The following is a 15,421-nucleotide window of genomic DNA, read 5'->3' on the forward strand; positions in this document are numbered from 1 at the left end:
GAACGCTTTTGACGTGGCGCGCGGGAGCCGGTAGCGGAGCAGCCATGCAGTTCGACGTGATCGTGATCGGCGGGGGCCATGCCGGCACCGAGGCCGCAGCCGCGTCCGCGCGCCGCGGCGCGCGCACCGCGCTGCTCAGCTTCGACTTGACCAAGCTCGGGGCGATGTCGTGCAACCCGGCGATCGGTGGGCTGGGCAAGGGGCATCTCGTCCGCGAGGTCGATGCCTTTGACGGCCTGATCGCGCGCGCCGCCGACGCCGCGGCGATCCATTATCGCATGCTCAACCGGAGCAAGGGCACCGCAGTGCAGGGACCGCGCGTCCAGGCGGATCGGACGCGCTACGCCGCGGCGATCCAGACGATGCTGGCGGATCAACCCGATCTGACGCTGATCGAGGGCGAGGCGGACGCGCTGGAGACCGCCGGAGGACGTATCACCGGGGTTCGCCTCGCCGACGGCCGGTTGCTCGCGGCGCAGGCAGTCGTGCTCGCCACCGGCACGTTTCTCGGCGGACGCATCTTCCGCGGCGAGGAGCGCGCGAGCGGCGGGCGGGTCGGCGAGGCAGCGGCGACGCGGCTCGCCGAGCAGCTTCGCGCGCTGAGCTTGCCGATGGCGCGCCTCAAGACGGGGACGCCGCCCCGCCTCGACGGCCGCACGATCGATTGGGCGCGCGTCGCCGAGCAGCCCTCCGACACGGAACCGTGGACGATGTCGCCGATGACCGCGCGGCGTTTGCTCCCGCAGCTCCATTGCGGCGTGACGCGCACCAATGCTGCGACGCATGATGCGATCCGCGGCGGCCTCGATCGCTCGCCGCTGTTCACCGGCGCGATCGACGCGCAGGGGCCGCGCTATTGCCCGTCGATCGAGGATAAGATCCACCGTTTCGGCGACCGCGACGGCCACCAGATCTTTCTCGAGCCCGAAGGCCTCGACACGCATCGGATCTATCCCAACGGCATGTCGACCTCGCTTCCGGTCGACATCCAGCAGGCGATGGTCGCGTCGATCCCGGGGCTCGAACGCTGCGCGATCGTCACGCCGGGCTATGCCGTCGAATATGATTATGTCGATCCCCGCGCGCTCGATGCGACGCTTGGGCTTCCGCAAATTCCGGGGCTCTATTGCGCCGGACAGATCAACGGCACCACCGGCTATGAGGAAGCGGCGGGGCAGGGGCTCGTCGCCGGCGCCAATGCCGCGGCGTTCGCGTGCGACAGCGAGGCGCTGCTGCTCGATCGCGCTACCAGCTATCTCGGCGTGATGGTCGACGATCTGATCCTGCAGGGGGTGACCGAGCCCTATCGGATGCTGACCGCACGCGCCGAATTTCGCCTGCGCCTCCGTGCCGACAATGCCGAGACGCGGCTGGGCGCGACGGCGCGCGAACTGGGCCTGCTCGGCGAGGCGCGGGCAAAGCGGCTGGCGGAGCGGACGGCGGGCCGGCTTGCGCTCGACACGCATTTTGCCGCGCCGCTGACCGCTTCGGCCTTGCACTCGCGCGGCGCGCCGGTGTCGCTCGATGGCGCGCGCCGGCCGGCCCGCGAATGGCTGCGCTTCCCGGGCGTCGAGCTCGCGCATGTTTCAGAGGGGGTCGACGCCGACCTCCAGCTCCTCGCGGAGTTCGTCGAGGACGCGCGCTACGCGCCCTATCTCGAGCGGCAGGAAAGCGAAGTCGCGCAGCTGCGCGCCAACGACAATGTTCGGCTGGACGGCGCGCTCGATTTTGCCGCGATCCCGGGGCTGTCGAACGAGATGGTCGAGAAGCTGACGGCGGCCCGACCAGAGACGCTGGGCGCAGCGGCGCGGATCCGGGGCATCACTCCTGCGGCGCTGTCGGCAGTGCTGCTTTATGCGCGCAGGGTGGCGCCGTGAGCGAGGAAGAAGCCCGCGAGTGGGTGCGCAGCCGATTCGGCGTTTCACGTGAAACGTTGCTCGATCGCTATGCGGCGCTGCTGCGCGCCGAATCGGAGCATCAGAACCTGATTGCACGCTCGACGCTCGACGAGATCTGGTCGCGGCACTTCGTCGATTCAGCGCAGCTGGTGCCGCTGGCCGATGCGGCGGCTCCGGGGGCTTGGCTCGACGTTGGCAGTGGGGCGGGGCTCCCGGGGATCGTCGCGGCGATTCTGACGGAGCGCCTGATCGTGCTCGCCGAGCCGCGCGCGCGCCGCGTGACGTTCCTCCGGTCTGTGGCGGAAGCGTTGGGACTTGCGGGCCGCGTCACCGTACATGCCGGCAAGGTCGAGAGCTTCGCGCCGGTAGCCCCTGTCGCGATTGTCTCGGCGCGCGCGGTGGCGGAACTGTCGCAACTGCTCGCGTCCACGGTTCATTCCACCGATTTGTCCACAATTTGGGTGCTTCCCAAAGGGCGAGACGCCCAATCAGAGGTGGCCGATGCGCGGCGCGCATGGCAGGGTGTGTTTCACGTGGAACCGAGCCTGACGCAGCTCGACTCCGGAATCGTGGTAGCCCGAGGGGTACGGCGTAAATGATCTGCATCGCGATCGCCAATCAGAAGGGTGGGGTAGGGAAGACCACCACCGCCATCAATGTCGGGACGGCGCTGGCCGCGACAGGCAAGCGCGTTCTCCTGCTCGATCTCGATCCGCAGGGAAACGCTTCGACCGGCCTCGGCATCGGCCGCGCGGAACGTGATCAGCACTCGACCTATGACTTGCTCGTCGGCGACGCCCAGCTCGACCATGTCGCGATCTCGACCAAGGTGCCGCGGCTCGATATCGTTCCCGCGACGCAGGATCTGTCGGGCGCCGAGATCGAGCTGATCGAGTTCGAGGCGCGCACGCACCGGCTCGACGCCGCGCTCGCCCGCCATGCTGCGGGACGCTGGGATGTTGTGCTGATCGATTGCCCGCCCTCGCTCGGGCTGCTGACGATCAACGCGATGGTTGCCGCGCACGCCTTGCTCGTCCCGCTCCAGTGCGAGTTCTTCGCGCTCGAGGGGCTCAGCCAGCTGCTCAGCACGATCGATCGCATCCGCAGCCGCTTCAATCCCGGCCTGTCGATCCTCGGCGTCGCGCTGACGATGTACGACCGGCGCAACCGCTTGACCGATCAGGTCGCCGACGATGTCCGCGCGGTGCTCGGCAAGGTGGTGTTCGACACGGTGATCCCGCGCAACGTCCGCCTGTCCGAAGCGCCGAGCCACGGCATGCCCGCGTTGATCTATGATTATCGCTGCGCCGGCTCGGAGGCCTATATCGCGCTCGCCCGCGAGGTGATCGAGCGTCTGCCCAAGCTCAGGAAAGCCGCATGACCGAACCCGCCCCTCGCAAGCACGGCCTTGGCCGCGGCCTCAGCGCGCTGCTCGGCGACAGCATCACCGAGGCGCCGGTTGCCGGCGGTTCGGAACGGAGCAGCGCCGCGGGGGTGCGGCTGCTGCCGGTCAGCGCGATGGCGCCGCATCCGGGCCAGCCGCGCCGCCATTTCGACGAGGCGGCGCTCGACGATCTCGCCGAATCGATCGCGACGCGCGGGCTGATCCAGCCGATCGTCGTCCGCCCGCATGGGCACAGCTATCAGATCGTCGCCGGCGAGCGCCGCTGGCGCGCGGCGCAGCGCGCGCGGCTCCACGAAGTCCCCGTCCTCGTCCGCGAGCTCAGCGACGCCGAGACGATGGAAATCGCGCTGGTCGAGAATATTCAGCGCGAGGACCTCAACGCGATCGAAGAGGCCGAGGCCTATGCGCGGCTGATCGGCGAGTTCGGCCACACCCAGGAAGCGTTGGCGCGACTGGTCCACAAGTCGCGCAGCCATGTTGCTAACCTATTGAGATTGTTGGATCTTCCGCAGCCCGTTCGCCAGATGGTGATCGAAGGCAGCCTCGAGATGGGCCATGCCCGCGCGCTGATCGGCGCGCCCGACGCCGAGCGGCTCGCGCGCGCGGTCGCCGAGAAGGGGCTTTCGGTCCGCGAGACCGAGAAGCTCGCGCGCGAGGCCAAGCCTGGCGGCCAGCGCAAGGTGGTGGAGGAGGGAGGCCGCAACGCCGATATCGCCGCGCTCGAGCGCCAGCTCGGCGATGTGCTCGGGCTCAACGTCAAGATCGCCTATGGCGCCAGGGGCGGCACACTGACGCTTGCCTATTCGACGCTCGATCAGCTCGACATGGTCTGCCAGCGCCTCACCGGCGAGCGGATCTGATGGATCGCGCGGCGCTTGCCGAACGGCTCGCCGTCGCGCGCGATCGCTATCCGATCTATCTCGGGCCGCTGCTCGTGCTGTTGGCGCTGGGGATCAGCGCCTCGGCATGGCTCGGCTGGGTCGCCGGGACGCTGCTCGCGCTGCTGACGCTCAACAAGCTGCTGCCGCGGCTCGCCGGACGCCGCTAGCCGCGCGCGCGCGCCGCCACCCGGGCGATCGCGGTGCACTCGGCCTCGGCGAGCACTTCGCCGGCGCTGCCCGAATGCATCAGCGCGCGCTCGGTGAGGCGCACCCGCTCGATCGCCCGCGCGATCTGCGCGGCGTTCCAGCGGCGCAGCGCGCGCCCCGTGGCGGCCTTTTCGCGGAAGAAGACGCGATGCTTCTCGAGCACCTCGTCGACCGAGGCGCCCTTGTCCATGTCGCCGCGTAGCTCGGCCAGCGTCATCAGCCGGCGCGATAGCTGGCGCATCAGCGGCACGCCGACGCCGTCGCCGAGCCCGGCGAGCGCGCTACCAATCTCGGCGACGCGCCCGTCGAGCACCGCGTCGATCGCCTCGAACAGCTCGGAATCGCCGAGATCGGCGCCGACCGCGTCGAGCGCCTCGCCATCGGCGTCGCGCGGGCGATCGGGGGCGGCGTCGAGATAGAGCGCGAGCTTCTCGATCTCGCGCGCGAGGATCGCGCGGTCTCCGCCGGTGGCGGCGGCGAGCCGCTGCGGCACGTCGCCGGTGAGGCGCAGGCCGTGCTCGCGCGCCACCGTCGTTGCCAGTCGGGCCGCGTCGATTCCTTCGGGCACATAGCAGGCAAAGGCGAGCGCGCCCGGCGCGGTGATCGCGGCCTTGACCAGCTTGCCGCTCGCCTTGAGGCCGGGACCGATCGCGATCACCGGATTACCCGCCCGCTCGGCGCCGAGCAGCAGGGTCATCGCCTCGAGCGCGGCTTCCTCGACACCGGTCAGCCGGACATAGCGCGCCCCGCCGAACAGCGAGAGCGACGCCGCTTCGTCGGCGAGCCGGCCGGGTTGCTCACGGAGCGCCTTCATGTCGAGATCGACGCGTTCGGGCTCGGGGCCCAGCGCGCGCGCCAGCCGCTCGGCGAGCTCGGCGGCGCCGGCCTCGTCGGGGCCGTGGAACAGATAGAGCCGAGTCGCGGGATCGGGCTTGTCGACGGCCGCGCGGATCTGTCCCGCGCTCGCCTTCATTGCGCGCCAGCGGGCGCCGGCGCGGCCCCGGCGGGGGCAGGGGCGCCCGTACCCGGCTGCGCGAAGCGGGCGACGCGGGCGACGATCTGATCGGCGACGATCCCCGAAAGCCGCTCAAGCGCGCTGCGCTCGGCCGCGATCGTGGCATATTCGGAGCCGACCACGTCGATGCCGGCATCGGATCCGGCGGTGGCATCGAGCAGCACCGCGCCGTTGCTCAGATCGACGAGCTGGTAGCGCGCGCGCAAGGTCCGGCGCTCGCGCGCGACGCTGTCGTCGCTGCGCACGCCGAGCCCGGCGATCTGATCGTCGAGCTGGACCTCGAGCCGATAGCGCGCCGCGGCATCGCTGGTATGGAGCCGGTCGCGCAGTGCATTGGCGACCAGCCAGCCCGACTGCCCCTCGATCGGCGCGACCTGCACCGCGGCGAGCGTCGACTGGACCGGGCCGGCGCTGCCGCCGCCATAGAGCGGCCGCAGCCCGCAGCCCGAAAGCACCAGCGCCGCCGCGCCGAGGAGCGCCGCGTATCTCATGCGACGATGTTCACCAATCGATCGGGCACGACGATCACCTTTTTCGGGGCCTTACCTTCGAGCGTCCGAACGATCTTGTCGGCGGCAAGTGCCGCCGCCTCGACTACGTCTTTCGCCGTACCCTTGGGCATTACCAGCGTATCGCGCAGCTTGCCATTGACCTGCACCGCGATCGTCACTTCGTCGTCGACGAGCAGCGCGGGATCCACGGCGGGCCATTCGGCATCGGCGATCAGGCCGGCATTGCCCATCGCCGACCAGGCTTCCTCGGCGAGATGCGGCACCATCGGGGCGACGATGCGCACGAGCGTGCGGATCGCGTTGGTCCGCGAGGCCGAGGGCGGCGCCTTCTCGACCGCGTTGACCAGCTCGTAGAGCCGCGCCACCGATTTGTTGAAGGTCAGCGCCTCGATGTCGCTGGCGACGCCGGCGATCGTGCGGTGGAGCTTGCGGTCGAGATCCTTGTCCTCGCCCTCGGCATCCGCGAGCCCGTCGAACAGCCGCCACAGCCGCTGGACGAAGCGCCACGCGCCTTCGATGCCGTTCTCGCTCCATTCGAGGTCGCGCTCGGGCGGGCTGTCAGACAGCATGAACCAGCGCACCGCGTCGGCGCCGTACTGGTCGACGATCGGCTCGGGATCGACGGTGTTCTTCTTCGACTTGGACATCTTCTCGATGCGGCCGACCTCGGCCACGTCGCCCGAGGCGATCTCGATCACCCCGGCGCTGTCCTTGCGGATCTCCTCGGGGGAGAGCCAGCGCCCATCCTGCGCCTTGTAGGTCTCGTGCGTCACCATGCCTTGGGTGAACAGCCCGGCGAACGGCTCGGTCACGTCGAGCCTGCCGATATGGCGCAGCGCCCGGGTGAAGAAGCGGGCGTAGAGCAGATGCAGGATCGCATGCTCGACCCCGCCGATATACTGGCCGACCGGCAGCCATTGCTCGGCGACCGCCTTGTCGAACGGCCTGTCGCCGGGCTGGCTGGCGAAGCGTATGAAATACCACGAGGAATCGACGAAGGTATCGAGCGTGTCGGTCTCGCGCCGCGCGGGCGCGTTGCACTTCGGGCAGTCGACATGCTTCCATGTCGGATGCCGATCGAGCGGATTGCCGGGAACGTCGAACGACACGTCCTCGGGCAGCACCACCGGCAGCTGGTCGCGCGGCACGCCGACCGGGCCGCAGCTCTCGCAATGGATGATCGGGATCGGCGTGCCCCAGTAGCGCTGGCGGCTGACGCCCCAGTCGCGCAGCCGCCACACGGTCTGGCCCTTGCCCCAGCCGCCCTGCTCGGCGCGGCTGATCACCGTGCGCTTGGCGTCGGCAATGTCCATCCCGTCGAGGAAGTGCGAGTTCACCAGCGTGCCGGGGCCATTATAGGCCTCGCCATCGTGGAATTCGGGGGCGGTCTTGTCGCCTTCGGAGACCACGCGGCGGATCGGCAGCGCGTATTTGGTCGCGAACTCGAAGTCGCGCTGGTCGTGCGCGGGCACGCCGAACACCGCGCCGGTGCCATAGTCCATCAGCACGAAATTGGCGATGTGGACCGGAAGCTTCCATTCCGGATCAAAGGGATGCGTCGCGCGCAGACCGGTATCGAGGCCCAGCTTCTCCTGCGTCTCGAGCTCGGCCGCGGTGGTGCCGCCCTGCTTGCAGCGCTCGATGAACGCCGCGACCTCGGGATCGCCCGCCGCGAGCTTCTGCGCGATCGGATGATCGGCGGCGATCGCGACGAAGCTCGATCCGAAGATCGTGTCGGGACGGGTGGTGAACACCTCGACCGCGCCGCCGTCGCTGAGCGCGAAGCGGAACTGCAGCCCCTCGGATTTGCCGATCCAGTTCTCCTGCATCAGCTTGACCTTGTCGGGCCAATGCTCGAGCCCCTGCACCCCGCTGAGCAGCTCGTCGGCGAACTGGGTGATCTTGAGGAACCACTGGCTGAGCTTCCTGCGCTCGACCAGCGCGCCCGAGCGCCAGCCGCGGCCGTCGATCACCTGCTCGTTGGCGAGCACGGTCATGTCGACGGGGTCCCAATTGACCGCGGATTCCTTGCGATAGACGAGGCCATTCTCGAAGAAATCGAGGAAGATCGCCTGCTCGTGGCCGTAATAATCGGGCTCGCAGGTCGCCAGCTCGCGCGTCCAGTCGAGCGCGAAGCCGAGCCGCTTCAGCTGCGCCTTCATCGTCGCGATATTGGCGCGGGTCCAACTGCCCGGATGGACCTTCTTCTCCATCGCGGCATTCTCGGCGGGCATGCCGAACGCGTCCCAGCCCATCGGATGGAGCACTTCCATGCCCTTCATCCGGCGGAAGCGCGCGAGCACGTCGCCCATCGTGTAGTTGCGGACATGGCCCATATGGATGCGCCCCGAGGGATAGGGGAACATCTCGAGGACATAGGTTTTGGGCTTGGGGCTGTCGTCGCGCGCGGCGAAGGTGCGGCGCTCGTCCCACACCTTCTGCCAATGCGAATCGGACTTCAGCGCATTGAACCGCGACACTGGATTTCCTTCAATTTCTGCAGCCTTGCGCACTAGGCAGCCGAACGCGGGCGATCAACCCTCGCCGCGGGAAGGCACTTGATCGCAACCGGCAATAAATGGGGACAGTCCCCATTTAATTTCGAAATAGGGACTGTCCCTATTTCCTGGGACTGTCCCTATTTCCTTTTTTCGCGTCGGGCGCCCTCAGTCCGCGATCGCGGCGCGGCGCAAGTCGCGGGCGCGCGTGAGGATGATATCCTCGAGCTTCTGGACCGTCGCGGCCTGGACCGGCGCGGCGACCCACTGGCCGGTGCGGTTGACCTCACGCAGCGCCGCGACGCGGAGCGCATCGGCGCGCAGATCCTGGTCGAGCACGGTCACCGTCACCTTCATCCGCTCGGTCGGCGTGTTCGGATTGACGTACCAGTCGGTGACGATCACGCCGCCGTTCGAATCGGTCTGGAGCAGCGGCATGAAGCTCAGCGTGTCGAGGCTGGCGCGCCACAGATAGGAATTCACGCCGATCGTCGTCACCTTCGAGGCGGCAAGATCGGCTTCGGGACGCTTGTGGCCGCCGCACGCGGTGATCGAGAGAGCAAGCGACCCCAGGATCGCGGTGCGCAACAGGCGGTTCATCGACACATTCCTAAAGGCGAAAAAGGAGATGGCATCTATAGGGGCAAGTGCGGCGGTAGCAAGGCGGCAGCCGCGATGCGACGAAGCGACGAGTCGCGGGCTTGCTGCCGAATCTGTGGGCATAGGGCAACACTGGCGCGAAATTTGAGCAGATGGTGGAACCAAGCTTCCGAATCATGGTACGCACCTCCATATAAAAGGGGATGAAAATGCGTTTGGGCCGTTGGACGACGATGCTGGGAGTGGGGGCGATCTGCGCCACCGCTGCTTTCGTCGCGCCCGCGCTCCAGGCGCAGGAAGGCAACCGGACCGAGCGTTCCTATGCCAAGCGGCTGGGATCGCTGCCGCGCAGCGGCGTCGGCACGTTCACGCCCGCCGCCGCCGACCCCAAGCTCGCCGCCATTCTCGCGCGCAGCGGGCTGCCCGATTCGGGCTTCCGCTTCACCCCGTCCGAGTCGCGCCGCCGCGGCGTCACCGTCGCTGTGCGGGCACGCTCGACTCGCGGCACGGCAGTCGCGCGCAACGACGTGGCCGCCGCCGCGCCGGTCAGCCTCGCGCCGATCGCCTATAATCTCGGCGTGTCGGTCGGCTGGAAGCGGTTCGCCGTCGCCGGCGACGTGACCCGCGTCGAGCTTCCCACCCAGCCCGGCAGCACCGAGCGCGCCACTGCCGGCGTCAGCTATTCGGGCAGCCGCGTCACCGGCCGGGTCCAGGCCGAGGCCGAGCGTCCGCTCGCCAACACGCCGGTGCTGATCGGCGACAAGCCGAGCTATTCGATCGACGTCGGCGGCAGCTACTCGCTGACCCGCAACCTCGATGTCACCGCGGGCGTGCGCTACAAGAGCGAGCAGGATCGCCTGCCCAAGATGACCAACGACAACCGCCGCGACAGCCAGGCGGTCTATGTCGGGACCGCCTTCCGCTTCTGACGGAAGTTGCCGATCCGGTAGGGATTGGGATCTCGAAACCCTGGTAGGGAATAACGCTCCTGCGAAAGCGGGAGTCTGGGGTTATTGGCCGAATCGCCCGCGGCTCTGGGCTCCCGCTTTTGCGGGCGCACTGCGGGTCCAGGCATCGATCGCGGCCCAGCCATACACCCCCAGCGCCTTCAGTCCCGCCGCGCGCGTCGCATCCATCCCGCCCAGCGCGATCACCGGCACCGCGAGCCCGCGGATCAGCAACCCCAGCCGCACCCGCCCCAGCGCCCGCGCGCCCGGATGCGACCGCGTCGCGAACACCGGCGAGACGAACAGCAGGTCCGCGCCGCCGCGCATCGCCGCCACCGCCTCGCGCCGCGAATGCGCGGCGAAAGTGCGCAGCCCGGGGCCGCGTTGGCCATGCAGGCCCGTCTCGGCCCGGCCCAGCCGCTGCGCCCCCGCCCGCACGACCAGCAGCTCCCGCCGGCGCGCCAGCTTCACCACCCGCGCGAACAGCGCCCGCCGCTCGGCCGGCGCGAGCCCATAGTGGCGGAACACCACGCCGCTGCCGCGCGGCAGCCGCGCCAGCGCCGTCCACAGCGATTCGCCCATCCGCTCGTCGGTCATCAGCCAGAGTTGCGGGAGAGGGTGGCGGGGGCGCATTCGCCCGCCTATAGCGCGGCGCATGCCCATAGACGACGCCTCAACCCGGCTCGCCGAGGTTCGCGAGAAGATCGCGCGCGCGGCGCGCATTGCCGGCCGCGCGCCCGACGCCATCGAGCTGATCGCGGTCTCGAAGACGCATGACGCCGTCGCGATCCGCCCGCTGCTCGCCGCCGGCCAGCGCGTCTTCGGCGAGAATCGCGTGCAGGAGGCCGCCGCCAAATGGCCCGAGTTGCGCGAGACGACTTCGGGGGTCGCGCTCCATCTGATCGGCCAGCTCCAGTCGAACAAGGCCGAGGAGGCCGTCGCGCTGTTCGACGCGATCCATGCGGTCGACCGGCCCTCGCTGGTCGGCGCGCTCGCCCGCGCGATGGACAGGGCGGACCGGCGCCCCGCCTGCTTCGTCCAGGTCAATATCGGCGACGAGCCGCAAAAGGGCGGCTGTCTCGTCGCCGATCTGCCCGCCTTGCTCGCCGAAGCGCGCTCGGCCGAACTCCCCGTCGCCGGGCTGATGTGCATTCCGCCGGCGGATATCGAGCCGGCGCCCTATTTCGCGCTGCTCGCCAGGCTGGCGCGCGACCATGGCGTCACCGGGCTCAGCATGGGGATGTCGGGGGATTACGAGACCGCGGTGACGATCGGCGCGACGCACGTCCGGGTCGGCACCGCGCTGTTTGGAGAGCGTGCGTGAAGTTCGATGCGATCATCTTCGATTTCGACGGGGTGCTGCTCGAGAGCGAATATGCCGGCAACCGCCAGATTGCCGACTATCTGACCAGCATCGGCCATCCGACCACGGCCGAGGATTCGATGGCGAACTTCATGGGGCTGGCCGGCGCCGATTTTCTCGGCGCGATCGAGAACTGGATCGGCCGTGCCGTCCCCGAGGATTTTAACGCGGCGCGGGCCGAGGAAGACCGCCGCGCGCTCGAAGAGGGGCTTCCCGCCGTTGCCGGCGCGATCCGCTTCATCGAGAGCCTTCCCGAATCGCTGCCCAGGGCGATCGCCTCGTCGAGCCGCACCGGCTGGATCACCAGCCATCTCGAGCATCTCGGCGTGCGCGCGGCGTTCGGCGACAAGATCTTCAGCGGCCGCGAGCATGTCGAACGCGGCAAGCCCGAGCCCGATATCTACCTCCACGCCGCGCAGGCGCTGGGCGTCGACATCCGCCGCGCGGTGATCCTCGAGGATTCGCCGGTCGGCGTCACCGGCGCGGTCGCGTCGGGCGCCTATGTCATCGGGCTGTGCGCGGGTAGCCACTGCGCCCCCGATCATGCCGATCGCCTGCGCGCATTGGGCGTCCACGCGATCGCCACCGATTTCGACGCGGTCGCCCGACTGATCGCATAAGCACGGCGAGAGCGGTGCGCCGGCAAAGGCTCAGAGCTGGTGGCCGGTGCGGTCGCGTTTAGTGGCGAGATAGCGTTCGTTGTGCGGATTGGGCGGCAGCTGGTGCGGCACCCGCTCGACCACGCCGATCCCCGCCGCCTCGAGCGCCGCGACCTTGTCGGGGTTGTTGGTGAGCAGCCGCACCTGCTTCTGGCCGAGCAGCGCGAGCATCCGCCCCGCCACCGCGAAGTTGCGCGCATCGACCGCGAAGCCGAGCCGGGTGTTGGCGTCGACGGTGTCGAAGCCCTGATCCTGCAGCGCATAGGCACGCAGCTTGTTGATCAGCCCGATCCCGCGGCCTTCCTGGCGCAGATAGAGCAATATCCCCCAGCCGCTCGCCTCGATCGCGCGGATGGCGGCGTGTAGCTGCGGGCCGCAATCGCATTTGAGGCTGCCGAGCACGTCGCCGGTCAGGCATTCGCTGTGCAGGCGGACCAGCGGCGGCGTGCCGTTGGGCTGGCCGATCAGCAGCGCGACATGCTCGCCGGGCATCTCGTCGGTGCGGAAGGCGACGATCTCGCTGTCTTCGGCGCCCGCCACCGGCAACCGCGCGCGGCCGACGATGCGCAGCCGATCGGCATCCTCGTGCGCGTCGATGTCCGCCGGAGTGATCGCATCGGCATCGTCGCCGGCGCGGGCGAAAAAGGCGGGGAGCAGCCCCGCGACCCGCGCCAGCCGCAGCGCGGCGGCGGCCGCTTCGCCGGCCTCGATCGCCGTCGCGCGGAACGGCCCCTTGAGCGGCGTCGCCAGATCGAGCTGGGGATCGGCGAGCGCGGTCGCGGTGTCGAAATCGAGCCACGGCACCCGTGCTATCAGCACCGGTGCGTCGGGCGTCGCCGCCTCGCGCTGATTGGCGAGCTTGAGCGTCGCGGCGCGCCCGGCCGAGAGCAGCACCGGGGCATGGCCCTGCGGGTCGAACGCTGCGAGCCGCCCGGCATCGGCGGTCTCGATGGCGAGCAGCCGGAGCGTGCCATCCGTCCCGCGGATCGCCACCGGCCATCCCCGGCGCAGCGCGTCGACCGCGCGGGCGACGGCGCGCGGATCGCTCAAAAGTCGAACTCGGTGACGATCGGAACATGGTCCGACGGCTTGAGCCACGAACGGCACGGCTCGCAGACCTTGTGGCTGGTCGCCTTGTCGGCAACTTCGCGGCTGGCCCACATATGATCGAGCCGGCGGCCGCGGTCCGATGCCGCCCAGTCCCTCGCGCGATAGCTCCACCAGGTGAAGCAGCGCTCGGGCGCGGGGATGAAGCGGCGGCCGAGATCGACCCAGTCATGCGCTTCCTGCAGCCGCGCGAGCGCCGCGACTTCGATCGGCGTGTGGCTGACCACGTCGAGCAGCTGCTTGTGGCTCCACACATCGCATTCGAGCGGGGCGATGTTGAAGTCGCCGGTGAGGATGGTCGGCACGGCGAGCTGCGCGGACCATTGCGTCATCCGCTCGACGAAATCGAGCTTCTGGCCGAATTTGGGGTTCACCTCGCGATCGGGAACGTCGCCGCCGGCCGGCACATAGACATTCTCGAGCCGTACGCCGCCCGGCAACCGCACCCCGACGTGCCGCGCTTCCTTATTGGCCTGCCAGTCGAAACGATCGTCCTCCTCGACCGGAACGCGGCTGATGATCGCCACGCCATGGTGCATGCGCTGGCCGTGCTTGATGACGTGATCATAGCCGAGCGCGCGGAAAGGCGCCTCGGGGAAGTCGCCGTCGATGACCTTGGTTTCCTGCAGGCAGAGGATGTCGGGCGATTCCTCGCGGAGGAACTGCGCGACGATCTCGATGCGGAAGCGGACGGAGTTGATGTTCCAGGAAGCGATCTTCATCGGGCGCGATGTAAGCAGGTCTGCCGGATACGGAAAGGCCCCCGCTCCGGGGGCAATGGAGCGAGGGCCGACCTAGCGTTCGTCACGCAGGCGGGAAATGGGTCGATCCCGAGCAACAGGGGGAAAATCCCGGGTTACCGCCCCACATCCGCAACTCCTTTCTAGGGCTCGCAACCTGTCGCCAGCATGAACGATGTTCAGCGATTGCGCGGGCCCTGACTCCGCGGGTCGTTCCAGCGGAACGTTCCATCGGAGACCGGGGCGTTGATCTGCTGGTTCGACAGCCGGATCGTCGTGCGGTTGTTCTGCGAGTCGAGCGCGACCCAGCCCTGGAGCATCAGCCCGGCCGGTGCCGCGGCGTTGCGCTGGAAGATCATCGTGATCCGGCCATATTCGGGATGCGCGGAATCGTGCACCTCGATCGAGACGACGCGCGGATCGCCGGTCGGCTTGAGCTTGGCGAATTTGGTGATGTCGCGCTTCGGATTGAGCAGCACCGCGAGCGGCGAATTGCCGATCGGCCAGCGATCGACCTGGCGCACCTGATAGTCGATGAAATAGAGGCTGCGCCCGTCGGCGACGATCAGCTGAGGCACGCCCTTCTGATATTGGAAGCGAATCTTGCCGGGGCGCTTGAGCGACATCGTGCCGGTGAGCACGCGGCCGTTGCGGTCGGTCTGGCTGAAGGCGGCGGTCATGCTGCTCACGCCGGCGAGATGCTGCTGCACCAGCGCGAGATCGTCCGCGGCGGGCGCGGCGGCGATCAGCGCCGGCGCGGCGAGCAGGGTGAGGGCGAGGGGCCGTGCAAACACGTCTGACTTCTCCAAATGGCTGGAAACGCGGCTAGGACCCGCGGTTTGAATGAGGGTTGAACCGCTAACCGAATTGCAACCGGCAAGTTCCGTCCCGGCGGATCTCAAAGTCGCATTGGGAGAGAACATCCATACCCAACAGCGCATCAAAACTTGTGCCATCCACCAATTCGAAGCCCATGATCTCCTCAAATACGAAGGGAAACGAGCCGGCATCATCAGGATTTGATATGCCAATTCGGACATGAAGCGTTGGGCGAAGCCTAAACCCTGTGCCGACATCAAAGGGCGTCGGCCAACGGCTGGCAGCCCGAGTTTCCGAATGATGTGCGTGGGGATACCGCTCGCGGTTGCGCCTGTGTCGATCAGCGCCGTTGCCCGGTAACTCGTGAGGTCGGCCGCTGGTGAAGGTCGCATGATCAATATCGGGAGGAGTATCCGGCGTCCATCGTGACGCCACTCAATGCGCGACATGAGAGAAGAAACCGAGATCGATCGGCTCGTCGGTCACTTCTTGGATAGAGAAGCGCTCGTCCGGGAATCGCGAGATGCCCTCGCGATATGCTTCTCCAGGCTTGTCGAAATAGTCGATCACCGCCCGATCGCGCATGAGCGCGAATTGGTCACGATGTGACGCTAAAATACCCGCCAGCATGCACTGAAAGGCATCATAATTTGCGTCGACTTCCTGCCTGAGCCGCTCGTCGTCCATCACGGAACCTCCAGCGATGCCTCTATCAGAGCGACGCCCTTCCAGCGACGAAGCGGCTTGAAATGTCGACAAAGCGACTCAAA

At 68.3% G+C, this 15,421-nt stretch carries 17 protein-coding genes; 8 read left to right on the top strand and 9 right to left on the bottom strand.

Annotated elements, in window-relative coordinates; all coding sequences use genetic code 11:
* The first annotated feature begins 44 nt into the window (after nt 1-44).
* From mnmG to E5A74_RS18060, 5 genes are read left to right on the top strand one after another with little or no spacing between them, the layout of a single operon-like run.
* A complete protein-coding gene (gene mnmG, locus E5A74_RS18040; RefSeq protein ID WP_135987025.1) occupies nt 45-1,877 on the top strand; it encodes a tRNA uridine-5-carboxymethylaminomethyl(34) synthesis enzyme MnmG in 1,833 nt (610 codons plus the stop codon).
* Nucleotides 1,874-2,497, top strand: a complete 624-nt coding sequence (rsmG, locus tag E5A74_RS18045) for a 16S rRNA (guanine(527)-N(7))-methyltransferase RsmG (RefSeq protein WP_135987026.1) — start codon at nt 1,874-1,876, stop codon at nt 2,495-2,497. The genes mnmG and rsmG overlap by 4 nt, the downstream gene beginning before the upstream one ends.
* A complete protein-coding gene (locus E5A74_RS18050; RefSeq protein ID WP_135987027.1) occupies nt 2,494-3,279 on the top strand; it encodes a ParA family protein in 786 nt (261 codons plus the stop codon). The genes rsmG and E5A74_RS18050 overlap by 4 nt, the downstream gene beginning before the upstream one ends.
* Complete coding sequence (locus tag E5A74_RS18055) at nt 3,276-4,163, top strand: ParB/RepB/Spo0J family partition protein (RefSeq protein WP_135987028.1); 888 nt, start codon at nt 3,276-3,278, stop codon at nt 4,161-4,163. The genes E5A74_RS18050 and E5A74_RS18055 overlap by 4 nt, the downstream gene beginning before the upstream one ends.
* Nucleotides 4,163-4,351: a hypothetical protein gene (locus tag E5A74_RS18060; protein ID WP_135987029.1), complete on the top strand. Its 189-nt coding sequence runs from the start codon at nt 4,163-4,165 to the stop codon at nt 4,349-4,351. Before E5A74_RS18055 ends, E5A74_RS18060 begins: the two co-directional genes overlap by 1 nt.
* On the opposite strand, the gene holA is transcribed toward E5A74_RS18060, so the two are convergent.
* The 4 genes from holA to E5A74_RS18080 form a co-directional block, all read right to left on the bottom strand.
* The gene (gene holA, locus E5A74_RS18065) at nt 4,348-5,364 is read right to left on the bottom strand and encodes a DNA polymerase III subunit delta (RefSeq protein WP_135987030.1); all 1,017 of its coding nucleotides are present in this window, start codon (nt 5,362-5,364) and stop codon (nt 4,348-4,350) included. The two genes, E5A74_RS18060 and holA, sit on opposite strands and share 4 nt — an antisense overlap.
* Complete coding sequence (gene lptE / locus E5A74_RS18070) at nt 5,361-5,897, bottom strand: LPS assembly lipoprotein LptE (RefSeq protein WP_135987031.1); 537 nt, start codon at nt 5,895-5,897, stop codon at nt 5,361-5,363. Before lptE ends, holA begins: the two co-directional genes overlap by 4 nt.
* On the bottom strand, nt 5,894-8,398 hold the full coding sequence (gene leuS / locus E5A74_RS18075) for a leucine--tRNA ligase (protein WP_135987032.1): 2,505 nt from the start codon (nt 8,396-8,398) through the stop codon (nt 5,894-5,896). Before leuS ends, lptE begins: the two co-directional genes overlap by 4 nt.
* Before the next feature lie 186 nt (nt 8,399-8,584).
* Complete coding sequence (locus E5A74_RS18080) at nt 8,585-9,016, bottom strand: DUF3576 domain-containing protein (protein ID WP_135987033.1); 432 nt, start codon at nt 9,014-9,016, stop codon at nt 8,585-8,587.
* Between the two features lie 209 nt (nt 9,017-9,225).
* On the opposite strand from E5A74_RS18080, the gene E5A74_RS18085 reads away from it, so the two are divergent.
* Entirely contained in the window at nt 9,226-9,945 is a 720-nt protein-coding gene (locus E5A74_RS18085; protein ID WP_240699874.1) for a hypothetical protein, read from the top strand.
* An 81-nt stretch (nt 9,946-10,026) separates the two neighbouring features.
* Here E5A74_RS18085 and E5A74_RS18090 read toward each other — a convergent pair whose 3' ends face one another.
* A complete protein-coding gene (locus E5A74_RS18090; protein WP_135987035.1) occupies nt 10,027-10,596 on the bottom strand; it encodes a thiamine phosphate synthase in 570 nt (189 codons plus the stop codon).
* A 22-nt stretch (nt 10,597-10,618) separates the two neighbouring features.
* Here E5A74_RS18090 and E5A74_RS18095 point away from each other — a divergent pair, with 22 nt between their 5' ends.
* A complete protein-coding gene (locus E5A74_RS18095; RefSeq protein WP_135987036.1) occupies nt 10,619-11,287 on the top strand; it encodes a YggS family pyridoxal phosphate-dependent enzyme in 669 nt (222 codons plus the stop codon).
* On the top strand, nt 11,284-11,946 hold the full coding sequence (locus E5A74_RS18100) for an HAD family hydrolase (protein ID WP_135987037.1): 663 nt from the start codon (nt 11,284-11,286) through the stop codon (nt 11,944-11,946). The genes E5A74_RS18095 and E5A74_RS18100 overlap by 4 nt, the downstream gene beginning before the upstream one ends.
* A 30-nt stretch (nt 11,947-11,976) precedes the next feature.
* Here the strand turns inward: E5A74_RS18100 and ribA are convergent, their stop codons facing one another.
* The 4 genes from ribA to E5A74_RS18120 form a co-directional block, all read right to left on the bottom strand.
* Nucleotides 11,977-13,035 (bottom strand): GTP cyclohydrolase II, encoded by a 1,059-nt coding sequence (gene ribA, locus E5A74_RS18105; protein WP_135987038.1) that lies wholly within the window; start codon nt 13,033-13,035, stop codon nt 11,977-11,979.
* Nucleotides 13,032-13,814, bottom strand: coding sequence for an exodeoxyribonuclease III (locus tag E5A74_RS18110; RefSeq protein WP_135987039.1), 783 nt, complete (start codon nt 13,812-13,814; stop codon nt 13,032-13,034). The genes ribA and E5A74_RS18110 overlap by 4 nt, the downstream gene beginning before the upstream one ends.
* A gap of 197 nt (nt 13,815-14,011) precedes the next feature.
* Nucleotides 14,012-14,626 (bottom strand): LolA family protein, encoded by a 615-nt coding sequence (locus tag E5A74_RS18115; RefSeq protein ID WP_240699875.1) that lies wholly within the window; start codon nt 14,624-14,626, stop codon nt 14,012-14,014.
* A gap of 460 nt (nt 14,627-15,086) precedes the next feature.
* Complete coding sequence (locus E5A74_RS18120; RefSeq protein ID WP_135987040.1) at nt 15,087-15,338, bottom strand: hypothetical protein; 252 nt, start codon at nt 15,336-15,338, stop codon at nt 15,087-15,089.
* Nucleotides 15,339-15,421: the final 83 nt, after the last annotated feature.

Origin of the sequence: Sphingomonas naasensis, from assembly GCF_004792695.1 — a bacterium.
Classification (GTDB): Bacteria; Pseudomonadota; Alphaproteobacteria; order Sphingomonadales; family Sphingomonadaceae; genus Sphingomonas; species Sphingomonas naasensis.

Excerpts from the sequence above, each read along its gene's own strand:
- mnmG (WP_135987025.1), top strand. The coding sequence starts at position 45 with ATGCAGTTCGACGTGATCGTGATCGGCGGGGGCCATGCCGGCACCGAG.
- E5A74_RS18050 (WP_135987027.1), top strand. The coding sequence starts at position 2,494 with ATGATCTGCATCGCGATCGCCAATCAGAAGGGTGGGGTAGGGAAGACC.
- E5A74_RS18055 (WP_135987028.1), top strand. The coding sequence starts at position 3,276 with ATGACCGAACCCGCCCCTCGCAAGCACGGCCTTGGCCGCGGCCTCAGC.
- E5A74_RS18060 (WP_135987029.1), top strand. The coding sequence starts at position 4,163 with ATGGATCGCGCGGCGCTTGCCGAACGGCTCGCCGTCGCGCGCGATCGC.
- holA (WP_135987030.1), bottom strand. The coding sequence starts at position 5,364 with ATGAAGGCGAGCGCGGGACAGATCCGCGCGGCCGTCGACAAGCCCGAT.
- lptE (WP_135987031.1), bottom strand. The coding sequence starts at position 5,897 with ATGAGATACGCGGCGCTCCTCGGCGCGGCGGCGCTGGTGCTTTCGGGC.
- E5A74_RS18080 (WP_135987033.1), bottom strand. The coding sequence starts at position 9,016 with ATGAACCGCCTGTTGCGCACCGCGATCCTGGGGTCGCTTGCTCTCTCG.
- E5A74_RS18085 (WP_240699874.1), top strand. The coding sequence starts at position 9,226 with ATGCGTTTGGGCCGTTGGACGACGATGCTGGGAGTGGGGGCGATCTGC.
- E5A74_RS18090 (WP_135987035.1), bottom strand. The coding sequence starts at position 10,596 with ATGCGCCCCCGCCACCCTCTCCCGCAACTCTGGCTGATGACCGACGAG.
- E5A74_RS18095 (WP_135987036.1), top strand. The coding sequence starts at position 10,619 with ATGCCCATAGACGACGCCTCAACCCGGCTCGCCGAGGTTCGCGAGAAG.
- E5A74_RS18110 (WP_135987039.1), bottom strand. The coding sequence starts at position 13,814 with ATGAAGATCGCTTCCTGGAACATCAACTCCGTCCGCTTCCGCATCGAG.
- E5A74_RS18120 (WP_135987040.1), bottom strand. The coding sequence starts at position 15,338 with ATGGACGACGAGCGGCTCAGGCAGGAAGTCGACGCAAATTATGATGCC.